At 55.9% G+C, this 15,613-nt stretch carries 13 protein-coding genes; all 13 read left to right on the top strand.

Annotated elements, in window-relative coordinates; all coding sequences use genetic code 11:
- Positions 1-216: 216 nt before the first annotated feature.
- The 13 genes from murC to sufD all read left to right on the top strand — a co-directional run bounded on the left by murC (position 217) and on the right by sufD (position 15,584).
- Positions 217-1,599: a UDP-N-acetylmuramate--L-alanine ligase gene (murC, locus tag QZ554_RS06340; RefSeq protein WP_297195124.1), complete on the top strand. Its 1,383-nt coding sequence runs from the start codon at positions 217-219 to the stop codon at positions 1,597-1,599.
- Positions 1,596-2,738, top strand: a complete 1,143-nt coding sequence (locus tag QZ554_RS06335) for a hypothetical protein (protein WP_297195122.1) — start codon at positions 1,596-1,598, stop codon at positions 2,736-2,738. Before murC ends, QZ554_RS06335 begins: the two co-directional genes overlap by 4 nt.
- On the top strand, positions 2,735-4,150 hold the full coding sequence (locus tag QZ554_RS06330) for a cell division FtsA domain-containing protein (RefSeq protein ID WP_297195120.1): 1,416 nt from the start codon (positions 2,735-2,737) through the stop codon (positions 4,148-4,150). The genes QZ554_RS06335 and QZ554_RS06330 overlap by 4 nt, the downstream gene beginning before the upstream one ends.
- 30 nt (positions 4,151-4,180) lie before the next feature.
- Positions 4,181-5,674, top strand: coding sequence for a cell division protein FtsZ (ftsZ, locus tag QZ554_RS06325; protein WP_297195118.1), 1,494 nt, complete (start codon positions 4,181-4,183; stop codon positions 5,672-5,674).
- Between the two features lie 24 nt (positions 5,675-5,698).
- Positions 5,699-6,133: a BT0820 family HAD-type phosphatase gene (locus tag QZ554_RS06320; RefSeq protein ID WP_297195116.1), complete on the top strand. Its 435-nt coding sequence runs from the start codon at positions 5,699-5,701 to the stop codon at positions 6,131-6,133.
- A gap of 178 nt (positions 6,134-6,311) precedes the next feature.
- Positions 6,312-6,674, top strand: coding sequence for a MoaF N-terminal domain-containing protein (locus QZ554_RS06315; RefSeq protein WP_297195114.1), 363 nt, complete (start codon positions 6,312-6,314; stop codon positions 6,672-6,674).
- 1,037 nt (positions 6,675-7,711) lie between these two features.
- Positions 7,712-9,088, top strand: a complete 1,377-nt coding sequence (gene dnaA / locus QZ554_RS06310) for a chromosomal replication initiator protein DnaA (protein ID WP_297195112.1) — start codon at positions 7,712-7,714, stop codon at positions 9,086-9,088.
- Positions 9,089-9,517: 429 nt separating this feature from the next.
- Positions 9,518-9,820 (top strand): hypothetical protein, encoded by a 303-nt coding sequence (locus QZ554_RS06305; protein WP_297195110.1) that lies wholly within the window; start codon positions 9,518-9,520, stop codon positions 9,818-9,820.
- Positions 9,821-9,879: 59 nt separating this feature from the next.
- Positions 9,880-10,221, top strand: a complete 342-nt coding sequence (locus tag QZ554_RS06300) for a cell division protein ZapA (RefSeq protein ID WP_297195108.1) — start codon at positions 9,880-9,882, stop codon at positions 10,219-10,221.
- Between the two features lie 85 nt (positions 10,222-10,306).
- Complete coding sequence (gene rny / locus QZ554_RS06295; protein WP_297195106.1) at positions 10,307-11,890, top strand: ribonuclease Y; 1,584 nt, start codon at positions 10,307-10,309, stop codon at positions 11,888-11,890.
- Between the two features lie 201 nt (positions 11,891-12,091).
- Positions 12,092-13,537 carry a Fe-S cluster assembly protein SufB gene (sufB, locus tag QZ554_RS06290; protein WP_297195104.1) on the top strand — a complete coding sequence of 482 codons (1,446 nt, stop codon included), beginning with the start codon at positions 12,092-12,094 and terminating at the stop codon, positions 13,535-13,537.
- Between the two features lie 57 nt (positions 13,538-13,594).
- Positions 13,595-14,347, top strand: a complete 753-nt coding sequence (gene sufC, locus QZ554_RS06285; protein ID WP_297195102.1) for a Fe-S cluster assembly ATPase SufC — start codon at positions 13,595-13,597, stop codon at positions 14,345-14,347.
- 7 nt (positions 14,348-14,354) lie between these two features.
- Entirely contained in the window at positions 14,355-15,584 is a 1,230-nt protein-coding gene (gene sufD / locus QZ554_RS06280) for a Fe-S cluster assembly protein SufD (protein ID WP_297195100.1), read from the top strand.
- The last annotated feature ends 29 nt before the right edge of the window (positions 15,585-15,613 follow it).

The raw sequence follows: 15,613 nt of genomic DNA, 5'->3' as shown, positions 1-15,613 counted from the left end.
GTATCTCCTCTCTAGGGCTCGCTTGTATGTCTGTTTCTTGGGGATAATGCCTAGGGTCTTTAGTGATAGGCTAAGGCTCCCTAGGATATGAAGCGATATCCCCGAAGATCCAAAGGCTGGAGTGTGTGCGGGATCATGCGTCAGCCCTAGGGATATACTCGCTATTGGAGGTATCTTTTGTATCTTTGTGCTAAAAGCTAAAATGCCAGATGTGAAATGAATTTATACTTCATCGGTATAGGGGGGATCGGTATGAGTGCCCTTGTGCGCTATTTCCTGCGCAAGGGAGACCAGGTGGCAGGCTATGACTTGACCCCCTCGCCTCTGATTGAGGCGCTTGTTCAGGAGGGTGCACAGGTGCACTTCGAGGACAGTGTCTCGTGCATCCCCGAACCCTTCCGCTCTCCCGATACCCTAGTAGTCTATACCCCTGCTGTCCCTAGTGATCATCAGGAGCTAACCTACTTCCGGAATCAGGGGAACAAGGTCATCAAGCGTGCTGAGCTCCTCGGCGAGCTGACTCGCCGAGAGCGTGCCCTCTGTGTAGCAGGTACGCATGGCAAGACGACCACCTCGACACTCATCGCCCACCTACTACGACAGAGTGCAGTAGACTGCCACGCCTTCCTCGGTGGGATCTCCAATAACTATAAGACGAACTTCCTCTACTCCTCGCACAGCGACTATGCCGTGATCGAGGCGGATGAGTTTGACCGTTCGTTCCATCACCTCTCGCCTTATATCGCTGTCGTCACCTCGGCAGACCCTGATCACTTAGATATTTACCATACACCAGAGGCATATAGAGAGAGCTTCGAGCACTTCACCTCGCTCATCAGTGCCGAGGGTGCGCTCGTGATGCGCCAGGGTATCCCCCTCACTCCTCGGCTGAAGGCTGGCACTCGTCTCTATACCTACGGACTAGAGGGAGAGGGTGCGGACTTCTATGCCTCGGATATCCGAGTGGAGGATGGGCGCCTCTTCTTTACTTGGCACCATCCAGCACTCGAGGGACTCCCTGCGGGTGAGCTACGTGTGGAGCTCGGTGTGCCTCTGCTGGTGAATGTGGAGAATGCCGTGGCGGCTATGGCCGTTGCCCTACTGTGTGGCGTGACCGAGGAGGAGCTCCGCTTGGGTGTCGCCTCTTTCCGTGGGGTACACCGACGCTTCGATAGGGTGGTCGATACACCACGCTGTGTCTTGATCGATGACTATGCTCACCATCCCAATGAACTTGGGCCAAGCATCCGCTCTGTCAAGGGGCTCTACCCGACACGGCGAGTCCTCGGGATCTTCCAGCCTCACCTATATAGTCGTACACAAGACTTCTATCGGGAGTTTGCCGAGAGCCTAGATGTGCTCGATGAGGTGATCCTACTCGATATCTACCCAGCCCGAGAGCTGCCTATCCCTGGGGTTACCTCAGAGATGATCATGCGTGAGATGCATCATGCACAGGTGAAGGTGCTCCCGAAGTCTGGTCTGCTCCCCGAGCTAGAGGCTCGGGCAGAGCTCCCCGAAGTCATCCTGATGGTCGGTGCAGGAGATATAGACCGCCTCGTCCCTCAGGTCGCTAGCTGGATACAGAGCCGACTATGAAGCGCGGGAGACTGATACGGAATATGGCGGTAGGGCTACTGGCAGTAGGACTGCTGGTGGTCTTCGTCTACCTCTTCGTGTCGTCTCCGTCCCGTAGGAATGCTGATGGACGATGCGGTGGTGTCGTAGTACGTATCGATGCACACCAAGGGGGTGAGCCCCTCTTCCTCTCCCCGGATGGGATCGTGGACGAGCTGACACGGCATGGTATTGTCCTCAAGGGACGTCCCCTAGACTCGATTGACCTCAGGGGCATTGAGAAGACGCTTAGCTCGCTCTCTGTCTACGAGCAGGTGGAGGCCTTTGTATCTCCCTCTTCGGCCACCCTACAAATTCGCCTAAAGGAGAAGCATCCGCTCTTCATCGTGCAGGATCGCACGGGCAAGAGCCATTATGTCACGGAGGGTAGGGGGACAATCTCTGTTCGTCAGGGCTTCGCTACCTATCTACCCGTAGTCTCGGGTGACCTAGACCTGCAGTATGCCACTTCGGACGTCTATGACCTCATGGCTGTCCTTCGTCGAGATAGTGATTTGGTGGACTACTTCGGGCAGGTCTATGTGGATGCCTCGGATGGTATCGTGCTGATTCCCCGTATCGGGCATACTCGGGTCGTTATCGGCAAGACCACAGACTGGGAGGAGAAGCTACGTAAGTGGCGTATCTTCGCCTCGTCTGTCCTTCCCCGCCGAGGGATGAATGCCTTTGCCTATGTCAATCTTGACTATGCAGGCCAGGTCGTCGCACGTGATCGCTATGGAGTACAGGGCTTCGGTCGTGATGAGGAGGGCGAGCTTGTCCGCCTCGATGCCGTAGCAGTAAGCGCCGAGCCCGCTGCACCTACCCCTGCTCCAGTGGTGGCAGCCCCAGCGCCGAAGGCTGAGTCTCGCCCTACATCGGATAAGCCACGACAGGACAAACCGAAGCAGGATAAACCCAAGCAAGACAAGCCCAAGCAGGATAAGCCTACGGGCACCAAGCCCAGCCCTGCTAAGGCTCCACCCTCCAAGCCAACCCCTACTAAGCAGCCTGCGAGTAAGCCTGCAGCTGCGAGGCCAGCGACCACGAAGTCCACGGCTTCACCTAAGCCCAACGGCAACCCCAACAAGCCTCCAACCAATCAGTCAAAGAAGAAATGAACGAAGGAAGGGATAACATATATGTGGTGATCAACCTCGGGAGCTCAAGCCTAACCGGCCTACTCGCTCACAAAACCTCCGATGGGCTCGTACGCCCCATCAAGGCTCATCACATCCCTACAGGGGGCTGTATTCGTCAGGGGTGTATCCACAATATCGAGGAGACGGCTCGTCTCATCGGTCTACTCATCGATACACTTAGCGAAGCGCTCCCCTCCGAGGAGACCATCACGGGAGTCTATGTCGGGCTCGAGTGTCGCTCGATGCAGGCTGAGACCTTCCGTGCTCAGATGTATCTAGGCGCAGAGGGGCGGGTCGTCACTCAAGATGACCTACTGACTCTACGTGATGAGGTCAATGAGGCTGAGTATCCAGGGATGAAGATCCTGTCGATCACCGACCCACGCTATCGTGCCGATGGCAAGAGGGAATATACTCCTCGTGGAGTGCGCTGTCAGCATCTAGAGGCTGACTACCAGCTCATCCTCGTTCGCCAGAATATCGTCGCTAATATAGAGGAGGTCATAGTGAGCCGCCTTGGGCTGAAGATCCTAGGGATCATCCCCACGCCTATTGCCGAGGCTGCTGCGACCCTCACGACTGAGGAGAGTGCCCTCGGCTGTGCCTATGTCAATATCGGAGGGGGCACGACCTCTATCGCTATCTATCAGGAGCGACTGCTCTCGGCTCTCTATATCCTACCTATCGGCGGGATCAATGTCACACGTGACCTCACTCACCTCAATAATAGGCTGATGGAGTCCGACGCTGAGAGCCTCAAGGTGCGCTACGGCTCTATGGATACCTCCGTCTCACGAGGGGAGCAGATCCAGGTGCCATCCACCACGGGCGAGGAGAACAAGGTCTTCATCCAGCACGATGTCAATCGCTACATCAATGCCCGCATACGTGAGATCCTCAAGAACGTCATCAGTATCATCGACGAAGCAGGCTTCTCCGAGGCTGTCCCCAAGGGACTTGTCTTTGCGGGGGGCGTGACCGAGACGAAGTACTTCTATGAGACGCTACGTAAGCTCCGCTTTGAGTTCCGTGAGGGGCACCTTCGTCGTGATGTATATGATGAGCAGGTGAGACCAGATGTGGCTCGCCAGTATGCTACGGTCATCGCTCTGGTCTCTCGTGCTACGGAGCCTGGGGTGACCTTCGAGGTGCGTCCTCTGGATAGCATCATGCAGGAGCCAGAGGAGCATCCCTACCAGCCCTCCTTCCAGTCTAGGGAGGAGACAGAGCTGGACTACACCTTTGAGGATCATGCTGATCCCATGCCCGAGGAGCCAGAGTCTAAGAGGAGTAGTCGGTCACAGGCCGATCGTCCTAGCTCGAAGAGCTCATGGTTTGAGAATGCCCTTGGCAGGTTCTCTAGTCTCTTCGACTCAGATGAGGAGGACTAGTACACTTAACTATTAACAGTACGGAAGACAATGGAGCATGAGACAATGACCCGAGGAGACCTGGAGTTTGGATTTAGCAAGACTAGCTCACCCCAGCTCATCAAGGTGGTAGGTGTCGGTGGGGGTGGAGGCAATGCCGTCAATAAGATGTGCGTCATGGGCTCCGTGCCTGGGGTTTCCTTCCTCCTCTGTAATACCGATGCGCAGGCGCTTAATAAGAGCTCTGTGCCTAACTGCATTACCATCGGTCCGAATGTGACGCAGGGGCTCGGTGCGGGTAATAGGCCTGACCGTGCACGTGAGGCTGCTGAGGAGAGCCGTGAGGCTATCCGCCTAGCCCTCCTAGATGGTGAGACCCGCATGGTCTTCATCACGGCTGGTATGGGGGGAGGAACTGGTACGGGTGCCGCCCCTGTCATCGGGCGTATCGCTATGGAGGCAGGCCTCTTGACCATAGGTATAGTCACCATACCCTTCCTCTTCGAAGGCAAGAAGAAGATCCTACAAGCCCTAGAGGGGGTCAAGCAGATGCGCAAGAACGTAGATGCCCTCCTCGTGGTCAATAACCAACGCCTCATCGATATATATCCCGACTACACTGTCCGCAATGCCTTCGAGAAGGCCGATGATACCCTCAGCAATGCTGCTCGTGGTATCTCCGACATCGTGAATATCGCAGGCGACGTGAACGTAGACTTCGCCGATGTCAGTACCACCCTACGTGGTGGGGGCGTAGCCGTCATCAATACGGGCTATGCCAGTGGCGAAGGGCGTGTCCGCAGAGCTATCGAAGACGCTCTGAACTCCCCCCTGCTCAATAATAACAATATCCAGCAAGCCCGACACCTCCTGATCACCGTCTATAGCGGCGATGTAGCACCCCTTACCGTCGAAGAGTTCCAGGAGATACAGGACTTCACCGATGGCTTCACGAGCGAGTTGGAGACCATCCTCGGTATCGCTGATCGTGATGACCTCGGCGACAAGATCGCTGTCACGATATTGGCTTCGGGCTTTGACTTCGAGGAGAATGAATTCCGCCAAGGTATCGAGCGGGACGAAGATCCTCTTGAGCGAATCGCTCGTGCGAACCAGCGCAAGTCCGAGGACGACCTGATCCGCAGCACCTATGGCGAGTCTATTGTCACTCGACCTAGGAGTGAGCCGATCTCGCTCCTTATCGGGGAGCTGGATGATGAGGAGCTCCTACTGCTCATCGCCGAGACCCCTTCGCTAGAGCGCAATGGGCAGCTCTTCTACTCCAAGCGTAAGGAGCGTGCTGCACATCGTCCTCTTCAGATCGGCTCTCCTGGGGGGCGTACGGCCTCTCGTCCTCGCCCTCGTCGTGAGGAGCTGGAGCCCTTCTCCTCTCCACGTGTGGGAGTGCCCTCACGACCTACTTCCCCCTCTACTCCGCCCCCTCCTCCCGTCGAGCCCCTAGCTCGACCCGATGCACCACAGCAGGAGCATGAGCATGAGCCTGAGGAGAGTGCGGCAGAGGTGATTCACTTCACAGACTTCTAGTATACCTAATATCATAGGCAATCTATGACTATTGCTGTAGACTTCGATGGCACGATCGTTCGCCATCGTTATCCGAAGATAGGGGATGAGATCCCCTTCGCTACCGAGACGCTGAGGCTCCTCCTCAGAGATCGTCATCGGCTGATCCTGTGGACTGTCCGTGAGGGCAGGCTACTGGATGAGGCTGTCGAATGGTGCCGAGCACGAGGCGTAGAGTTCTACGCGATCAACCGCGACTTCCCCGAGGAGGACGCTACAGGCTCGGGCTTCTCGCGTAAGATAAAAGCCGACTTATTCATCGATGATCGCAACTTCGGGGGGCTTCCCGACTGGGGTACGATCTATCATCGTATACAGTCTGGGCGGGCACTAGAGAGTGTCTGGTCCTCGCTGCCATACGAGGACGATGGGGAGCCCGAGGAGAGGGGCTTCTTTGCTCGGCTTTTCTCTCGGCGCTAGATGGGCATCATTTGGGGGTCTTACTCTTACATGATCCTATTTACCCAAATCTCTGTTTATGAATCTACGTATCCCCGTTTTCCTTGTACTATGTACTCTAGCTCTAGGTGCATGTCGCGAGGCAAGGTCTTCATCGAAGGCCACTACCTCGGTAGCATCTCATCGGGATACTATCCTGGTGCAGGCCAGTGATACGACTCTTGTCGGTAAGCGTCTCTATCTGAGTTTCGAGGGGAATACCTCGGTCGTAGAGTATCTCTCTCATCAGCAACTCTATTGGTTCTCCAAGGATTCTATCCATGGAGAGAAGGAGGGACGTGATACCTACAATGCGCTACACATCGAGCCACATGTCTTCTTTGTTAACTGGGTGGAACGTGACGGTACGACGGTCAGCCAGATCCTAGACCTTCGGGAGCGTACATGCCAAGCCTTCATTACCTCCAATGTCTACTCTGTTAAGAAGAATGCTCGTGTCACCGCCACCCTCTGTGGTAAGATTACGCATATCGAGGATAGTGTGCATCTGCTCTTTGAGTAGCCTCTTTTCCTAGTCATTCTTAGACGGCTTTCGCCCCTAGCTGCAGTACGATGAGTGCTCTTGCTAGGGGCGAAAGCCGTTTATGTCCTTCCTCTATTCTACGCTCCATCCTCCCAGTGGAGATGGGGCTTCTTTCTCCCTTTATAAAGCCCTACTCTAGATGGTTTGTGTCGGGGGGCTTTATTCCCTTCGCTAACTCTCTCTGTGTCGGGTACTTCGAGAGGAGGTTAGCGAACATACCGAGAGGGCTGGAGCGAACATACCGAGAGTGGGAGAGCGGACTCGGTATGTTCGTCCTCGTCACCTATGTAAGGTGATGGAGGCGAACATTACGTGTCCTATCCGAGGGCTCATTATAAGGGTGGGGTCGAGTATTCGGGGAGCTTGGGTAAGCTGTGCTTCTTTGCCCAGATCTGTCTGGCGAATGCATCCTTATGCGAGGGGGCAGAGGAGCTCTACTCGAGTGTCTATATGTTAATAGGTGTGAATGGGTGGAGGGGGTAGGTGCCTATCCTACTTTGAGAGAATGTGAAAAGATTATATTGGAGCAAATGCTCTCATTAGGGGATAGTGTGGAAATGTTTTCGTTGTTCTATGTTAGTTGTTTATTTATTAGGAGGTTGCGGTTTTATTTAGGTGTGGATAAGGCTGTGTGTAAGTGTGTGGGTAGCTGTCCGATTCTTTGATTTATAGTGCGTTATCAAGGCCCCCACCAAAGGGGGTGTAGGAGGGGTGTCTAAGAGTCTGATAGCAAAAGCAATATCGTTTCCCCGAGAAAAGCAAACTTTCAGCACGTTTTTTTATATCCAATTTATTCTGAACTTTGCATACAGAAAGCAGCTCACCCACACCTCTTCGAATAGTATAGAGAGTTCATACACAGTCTGTTTGGTTGTGGATAACTCTATTACAGTAGGTTGGCATTAGGGTCATACCGCTTGAGCAGTGTGCACTCCCGCTTCGATAATATTATTGTTAATAAGAATTAAATATAGACTCTTACACCCTTGGTAACGGACAACGAAAGAATGCTTTCTATGCAAACGCAAGGTTTACCTTCAGGAGAGACCCTCTGGCAACGCTGTATGCAGCTCCTAGCTCAGGCTTGTGATGCTGAGACCCTACAGACATGGTTCGCCCCGATCCGCTCGGCGGGTGTGGAGTCCCGTCAAGATCAGGCTGGAGAGGCGTTCGATGCGCTGGTTCTCCATGTCCCTAGCGAGAGCTTCCTCAAGCAGCTGCTAGAGCGACACGTCGAGCTCCTTAGGCGGGTTACCGATGAGGTCATCGGTGGGCAACTCGAGGTGGTGCTGGAGCCCACGCCCGAGGCTACGCGCCCTCGTCCTCGTCAGGTGGCAGCCTCCCCGAGGATGCAGGAATACACGTCGCATCTGAGTGCTGATCTGCGCTTCGACACCTTCTACGAGAGTGCCTGTAATAGGGAGGCACTGCGTATCGCTGAGGCTACGGCCGCACGCCCTGGGCAGGCGCCGCTCAACTTCCTCTTCATCTACGGCCCCAGTGGGGTGGGTAAGACCCACCTCTGCCAAGCGATCGGGCAGCGGGCTATCGAGCTTCACCCCGATCTGCGGGTGAGCTATGTGGCGACCTCCAAGTTCGAGGCGCAGTTCATCCGTGACAGCCTCAACCGTGGCCCTGGGCGAGGGACGTTCATCGACTTCTACCAGCAGATGGATGTGCTGATCATTGATGATATTCAGGGGCTGATCGGTAAGCAGAAGACCCAGCAGGCCTTCTTCGACATCTTCAATCACCTCTACATGCTGGGCAAGCAGATCATCGTGACCTGTGATGTCCCACCCATTGACCTCAAGGGGATGGAGACCCGTATCATGACTCGCATCCAGAGCGCCATGATGCTACGTATCGATCGCCCTGACCTAGAGCTTCGGCGCAAGATCCTCCAGCACCGTGTGGCTGAGAGTGGCGTGGAGCTGGGCGAGGAGTGCGTCGAGTTCATCGCCGAGAATATGCCCGACAACGTGCGTCAGCTCGAGGGGGCTATCCGTACCCTCATCACACGTGCCCGCTTCAATGATCAGGGGGTCGTGGACCTCGCTACGACACGTAGCGTAGTCGGAGAGACGGTCTCCATCGATCGTCGTGAGCTCACCCCTCATCTCATCCTAGAGACGGTGTGTCGGGTCTATGGGCAGGAGGTGGATCAGCTACGTACCTCCTCGCGCAAGGCCGAGCTCGCTCTACCCCGTCAGGTCGTGATGTACCTCGTCAAGAAGCACACCAGTGCCTCCTACAAGGCCATCGCTAAACTCCTCAACCGCAGTGACCACACCACCGTCATGCACGGGGTGAAGACCATCGAGGGGCGCATCGAGCACGAAGCCGAGCTTAGGTCTCGTATCGCCGAGATCGAGTCCGAGCTCCGAGCCTAGTGCACGAAGGTCGAGGGTAGGCACTCCGCACCCTCCCCCATCGTCTAACGAAATACGATCCTCCCAGCGAAGAGGTGCATGTAGTATGCATTCTCTCTGCTGGGAGGATCGCTTGTGTATTCTCCGTAGGTATGGCTATTCCCTGAAGTCTGATAGGGGGGGTATCTGCATGATAGCTCGTTGGGTGGAAGCAACGGGGAAGGTCGGGGCGAAGGGGGGCTTAGGGTATACAGGGTACTGTACTCCATTCTGTTTGGCATGCTAAGCGTAGCTCTGTGTGCCCGTGTTTCTCTTTCCTGTAGCGGTCTAGAACATTGGTCATTACCACTCTCTGTATCGTGTGTCTGTTTGGTGATGTTGGCTCCTTAGATAGGGACGGGTGTTGTGCTTGAAAAGTCGTACCTTTGTGGCTAAAGGAATGACCACGCAATGACTCAGGATGAGGTACTAGAGCTAAAGCGCCTCGAGGTCAATATCTCTCGACTGGGGGATATTGTCACACGACTGGGCGCTCGAATTGCAGAGCTGGAGACAGAGCTCCGCCTTCGAGATGAGGAGCTTGACCGCCTGAGGACAGAGCTTCAAGAGGCTTGTAAGCAGAGCTCTATGTCCTCTCTGGCCCGATCCCTGATGAAGGGCTCAACAGAGGAGGAGCTTGGCCAAGCAAAGCAGGTCCTAGATGGAATCATCACAGAGGTAGAGTGCTGTATTCAGCAGCTTGCCGAAGAGTAGAGCGTATCACTATAGCGGCAGTGTGAAACTGACCCACCGATAGATATATAGACGTCGATATGGACAAGGAGCAGAGCCCCCTACAGCGTATCTCGATCCTCGTGGAGGATACGCGCCTGCAGCTACGTGTGCCTCGCGATAGAGAGAGCCTACTGCGTAGGGCAGGAGAGGAAATTACAAGCACAATGCTCCTCTACAAGGCAAAGTATCCCAATGCCTCAGAGATGCCCTCCTCAGCCTATCTAGCTATGACGGCTGTGGATATAACTGCTCGTTACAAGCAGCTCGTCGAGATCGAGGCGGAGCGAAAGGAGCACTTGCTCCCTCGCCTAGAGAAGGCCAATAGACAGCTGGAGGCGCTCATCAGCTCCTCTCTAGCGACCCTGCCCTCTCAGCCCTAGAGTCCACACCGCTACCCCCAGCGTGGAGGGTAGGTTAGCGTGCGTCCATTCCTGCTACATATAAACTCAAAGAAGCAAGGAAAGAATGGGAACAATTACCATCATTGCCCTTTGCGCCGTGGCGTTCCTAGTCGGAGCGTCCCTGATGTGGTTTGTCACCGAGCGATTGCTTGGACAGAAGACACGCACCATCCTCAGCGAGGCAGAGCGAGAGGCAGAGGTACTGAAGCAGAAGAAACTACTGGAGGTCAAGGAGAAATTCCTACAGCTCAAGGGAGACCTAGAGCAGCAAGTGGCCCAACGAAATAATAAGCTCAAGCAGATAGAGGGTAAGCTCAAGAGCCGTGAGCAAGAGCTCAACCAGCGGCAAAGCGAGCTCCAGAAGCAGCATCAGGAGATAGATACCCTACGTGACCGCTTAGCACAGCAGAGCGAAGGGATCGAGGAGAAGAAAGCCGAGTATGAGCAGAAGAAGGGAGAGTATGAGGAGAAGAAGGCAGAGCTTGAACTCCTACGCCAGAGCGAGCAGAAGCGACTAGAGGCCCTCGGAGGCCTCTCCGCCGACGAGGCTCGTGAACGACTGATCGAGAGCCTACGTGCCGAGGCTCGTGACCAGGCTCAGGGCTACATCAACGACATCGTGGAGGAGGCGAAGATGACTGCCAACAAGGAGGCCAAGAAGATCGTCGTACAGTCCATCCAGCGCCTAGCGACCGAGACCGCTATCGAGAACTCCGTGACCGTCTTCCACATCGAGAGCGACGAGATCAAGGGGCGCATCATCGGCCGTGAAGGGCGTAATATCCGTGCCCTAGAGGCAGCTACTGGTATAGAGATCATTGTGGACGATACCCCCGAGGCGATTGTCCTCAGTAGCTTCGACCCCGTACGTCGTGAGGTCGCTCGCCTAGCCCTGCACCAGCTTGTGCAGGACGGACGTATCCACCCTGCTCGTATCGAGGAGGTCGTCTCCAAGGTGCGCAAGCAGATCGAGGAGGAGATCATCGAGACGGGGAAGCGTACCGTCATCGACCTTGGTATCCACGGGATGCACCCTGAGCTCATCCGCCTCATCGGGAAGATGAAGTACCGCTCCTCCTACGGGCAGAACCTCCTACAGCACTCCCGTGAGACCGCTAACCTCTGCGCCATCATGGCCTCCGAGCTGGGGCTCAACCCCAAGCAGGCCAAGCGTGCAGGTCTCCTACACGACATCGGCAAGGTACCCGACGACGAGCCCGAGCTACCCCATGCCCTCCTAGGGATGAAGCTCTGTGAGAAGTACAAGGAGAAGCCTACCATCTGCAACGCCGTCGGGGCGCACCACGACGAGATCGAGATGGAGAGCCTCATCGCTCCTATCGTACAGGTCTGTGATGCGATCAGTGGTGCCCGTCCCGGTGCTCGGCGAGAGATCGTAGAGGCCTACATCAAGCGACTCAATGACCTCGAGCAGCTCGCCCTCTCCTATCCCGGTGTAGTGAAGACCTATGCCATCCAGGCAGGACGTGAGCTCCGTGTCATCGTAGGGGCAGAGAATACCGACGACAACACGATCACCACCCTCTCCTCCGAGATCGCTAAGCGCATTCAGGACGAGATGACCTACCCAGGTCAGGTGAAGATCACCGTCATCCGTGAAACTCGCTCTGTGAGCTACGCCAAGTAAGGCTGAGCTCACAGAGCGTACTAGGGCGACTAAGCTAGATCAGGTCACGGCAGGGGCTGTCCCTTCGCCTGACTTGAGGAGGGCTTAGTCGTCTAGCTATCTTTTTAGATTTGTTACACATCCTAGTACATTTCCACTCAAAACAATACGTGCACTAGAGTGTTAGCAGTAGTGGAGGACTAATCCTTTCAGATTTTCTACATGCAGGATAACGATCAGATCATCGATGAGGTAACATCGAGTGACTACAAATACGGCTTTACGACAGATATAGATACAGAGACCATCGGCAAGGGACTCACTGAGGACACCGTACGCTTGATCTCTGAGAAGAAGGGTGAGCCTGAGTGGCTACTGGAATTTCGCCTAGAGGCCTTCCGCTACTGGCAGACTCTGGAGCAGCCCGACTGGGCGCTCCTGAAGATCCCCCCGATCGACTATCAGGACATCATCTATTACGCTGCGCCTAAGAAGAAGGAAGGGCCAAAGAGCCTCGATGAGGTAGACCCCGAGCTCCTTCGCACCTTTGAGAAGTTGGGTATTCCCCTCGAGGAACAAAAGATGCTGAGCGGTATCGCTGTCGATGCCGTCATGGACTCAGTGTCGGTCAAGACGACCTTCCGTGAGACGCTCGCCGAGAAGGGGATTATCTTCTGCTCCTTCAGCGAGGCTGTGCATGAGTACCCCGAGCTAGTACGTCAGTACCTTGGGGTGGTCGTCCCGTATAAGGACAACTACTTCGCTGCGCTGAACTCTGCCGTCTTCAGCGATGGCTCCTTCGTCTACATCCCGAAGGGGACACGTTGCCCGATGGAGCTCTCCACCTACTTCCGCATCAATGCAATCAATACGGGGCAGTTCGAGCGCACCCTGATCGTCGCCGATGAAGGGGCCTACGTCAGCTACCTAGAGGGCTGTACCGCTCCCCAGCGTGACGAGAACCAGCTCCATGCCGCTATCGTCGAGATCATCGTCGAGAAGGATGCCGAGGTGAAGTACTCCACCGTACAGAATTGGTACCCCGGCGACAAGGAGGGCAAGGGCGGTGTATACAACTTCGTCACCAAGCGAGGGCTCTGCCGGGGCACTGCCTCCAAGCTCTCCTGGACTCAGGTCGAGACGGGCTCCGCCATCACGTGGAAGTACCCCAGCTGTATCCTGCAGGGCGACGACTCCGTGGCAGAGTTCTACTCCGTGGCGGTGACCAACAACTTCCAGCAGGCTGATACCGGTACGAAGATGATCCACCTCGGGAAGAACACCCGTAGCCGCATCGTCTCCAAGGGTATCTCCGCAGGACAGAGTCAGAATAGCTACCGTGGGCTCGTCTACGCAGGCCCTGAGGCAGAGAATGCCCGCAATCACTCCCAGTGCGACAGCCTCCTGCTGAGTGACCGCTGCGGAGCACATACCTTCCCCTACGTGCACGTGGACAACGATACGGCGATCATCGAGCACGAGGCCACGACGAGCAAGATCAGCGAAGATCAGATCTTCTACTGCCAGCAGCGAGGCATAGGCGTAGAGGAGGCTGTAGGGCTGATCGTCAATGGCTATGCCAAGGAGGTCATGAACAAGCTCCCGATGGAGTTCGCCGTCGAGGCGCAGAAGCTCCTCTCTATCTCCCTCGAAGGCTCCGTGGGCTAGTGCTCCCCCCTTCGCATTCCCATTATATATAGACAAGACTAGATACGATCAATAGATATGCTACAGATACGTAACCTCCACGCTGCTATCGCAGATAAGGAAATCCTCAAGGGGATCGACCTCGAGATCAAGAAGGGTGAGATCCATGCCATCATGGGTCCTAATGGCTCGGGGAAGAGTACCCTCTCCTCGGTCCTCGTCGGTAATCCCAACTACGAAGTCACCGAGGGCTCCGTCCTCTTCGAGGGGCAAGACCTCCTAGAGCTAGAGCCCGAGGAGCGTGCCCACCTCGGCCTCTTCATGAGCTTCCAGTATCCTGTGGAGATCCCAGGGGTGAGCATGGTGAACTTCATGCGTGCTGCCCTCAATGAGAAGCGCAAGGCTCAGGGGCTAGATCCCATCCCCGCAGCAGAGTTCCTCAAGCTCATGAAGCAGAAGCGCGAACTCGTGGAGCTCGACAACAAGCTCGCTAGTCGCTCCGTCAACGAAGGCTTCTCGGGGGGAGAGAAGAAGCGCAACGAGATCTTCCAGATGGCTATGCTCGAGCCTAAGCTGGCGATCCTCGACGAGACCGATAGTGGTCTGGACATCGACGCTCTACGTATCGTGGCCAAGGGAGTGAACGAGCTCCGTAGCCCCGAGAACGCTACGATCGTCATCACACACTACCAGCGTCTGCTGGACTACATCCGCCCCGACTACGTCCACGTCCTCTACAAGGGACGTATCGTACGCAGTGGTGGCCCAGAGCTAGCCCTAGAGCTCGAGGAGAAGGGCTACGACTGGATCAAGGACGAGGTAAAGGACTAGACGAGCGATGGACGCACAGACTAAGCACTATCTCGATCTGTACGCAGCGCATGCCGATGAGCTGCGTCAGCGAGTGCCCCTCCTACAGCATTACCGGGAGGAGGCCTTCGATGCCTTCGCGCGCCTCGGGCTACCCGCCTTCAAGAGCGAAGACTACCAGCGCACCGATGTCCCCAAGCTCTTCGAGCACGACTGGCAGCTCCTCACGCAGGAGGGCTCTCCCTACTGGGCTTCGCAGGTCGTCCCCGAAGGGGTCTTCATCGGCTCGATCTCGGACTTCGTTCGCCTCTATCCCGAGGTCGCTCAGGAGCATTATGCCCGCATAGCTCCCGTCTCTAAGGATGGACTCGTCGCCCTCTCTACCCTGCTGACCAATGAGGTCTTCGTCGTCTATGTCCCCCGAGGACTGAAGGTACCCGGGCATATTGAGCTTCGCTATATCCTTCCTCGCACAGCGGGGCACTTAGCGATCGAGCGAGCCCTCTTCATCGTGGAGGACGCAGCCGAGCTAGCGGTCTACTACAAGGACTGCCCCGAGGAAGACGTACGGGCAATGACTCTACGCACTCTGGAGGTCTATGTAGGTCGTGGCGCACACTTCTCGCTCATTGATCGGGAGGAGTCAGGCACGGACAACATTCGCTTGACCTCTACCTACGTCCGCCAGATGGGTGGTAGCCACGCTGACCTCTCTACGCTGACGCTCCGAAACGGCACGACCCGCAACAACTACTTCATCACCCTCGCCGAGGAGGAAGCCGACCTACGTGTCTCAGGCTTCTCACTCACCAGCGAGCGGATGCATACCGATAACTTCTCCTTCATCGAGCACGCAGTGCCCCACTGTACCTCGGATGAGCTCTTCAAGTACATCCTCCTCGATGAGAGTCGTGGTGTCTTCACCGGACGTATCCTTGTGGCACAAGATGCGCAGAAGACGCAGGCCTATCAGAACAATCGCAACCTCCTGCTCTCGCCCTCGGCTCGCATGCAGTCCAAGCCCCAGCTGGAGATCTATGCCGACGACGTGAAGTGCTCCCACGGGATGACCACAGGGCAGCTCAGCGAGGATGCACTCTTCTATATGCGCCAGCGAGGGATCGCCCTGCAGGAAGCCAAGCTAATGCTCAGCAATGCCTTCGCCGCCGATGTCCTGAAGCGTATCCCCGAGGAAGAGCTCTCGGAGCACCTCCGCACCAAGACCGAGGAGCGCCTCCGCACCCTAGCCGGCAAGTAGCGCCCACGACACAAGCCTCCAAACACAGC

Origin of the sequence: uncultured Porphyromonas sp. (assembly GCF_915070105.1) — a bacterium.
Lineage (GTDB): Bacteria > Bacteroidota > Bacteroidia > Bacteroidales > Porphyromonadaceae > Porphyromonas.
This window is presented reverse-complemented; position numbering and strand designations above follow the sequence as displayed.

Excerpts from the sequence above, each read along its gene's own strand:
- murC (WP_297195124.1), top strand. The coding sequence starts at position 217 with ATGAATTTATACTTCATCGGTATAGGGGGGATCGGTATGAGTGCCCTT.
- QZ554_RS06335 (WP_297195122.1), top strand. The coding sequence starts at position 1,596 with ATGAAGCGCGGGAGACTGATACGGAATATGGCGGTAGGGCTACTGGCA.
- QZ554_RS06330 (WP_297195120.1), top strand. The coding sequence starts at position 2,735 with ATGAACGAAGGAAGGGATAACATATATGTGGTGATCAACCTCGGGAGC.
- ftsZ (WP_297195118.1), top strand. The coding sequence starts at position 4,181 with ATGGAGCATGAGACAATGACCCGAGGAGACCTGGAGTTTGGATTTAGC.
- QZ554_RS06320 (WP_297195116.1), top strand. The coding sequence starts at position 5,699 with ATGACTATTGCTGTAGACTTCGATGGCACGATCGTTCGCCATCGTTAT.
- dnaA (WP_297195112.1), top strand. The coding sequence starts at position 7,712 with ATGCAAACGCAAGGTTTACCTTCAGGAGAGACCCTCTGGCAACGCTGT.
- QZ554_RS06305 (WP_297195110.1), top strand. The coding sequence starts at position 9,518 with ATGACTCAGGATGAGGTACTAGAGCTAAAGCGCCTCGAGGTCAATATC.
- QZ554_RS06300 (WP_297195108.1), top strand. The coding sequence starts at position 9,880 with ATGGACAAGGAGCAGAGCCCCCTACAGCGTATCTCGATCCTCGTGGAG.
- rny (WP_297195106.1), top strand. The coding sequence starts at position 10,307 with ATGGGAACAATTACCATCATTGCCCTTTGCGCCGTGGCGTTCCTAGTC.
- sufB (WP_297195104.1), top strand. The coding sequence starts at position 12,092 with ATGCAGGATAACGATCAGATCATCGATGAGGTAACATCGAGTGACTAC.
- sufC (WP_297195102.1), top strand. The coding sequence starts at position 13,595 with ATGCTACAGATACGTAACCTCCACGCTGCTATCGCAGATAAGGAAATC.
- sufD (WP_297195100.1), top strand. The coding sequence starts at position 14,355 with ATGGACGCACAGACTAAGCACTATCTCGATCTGTACGCAGCGCATGCC.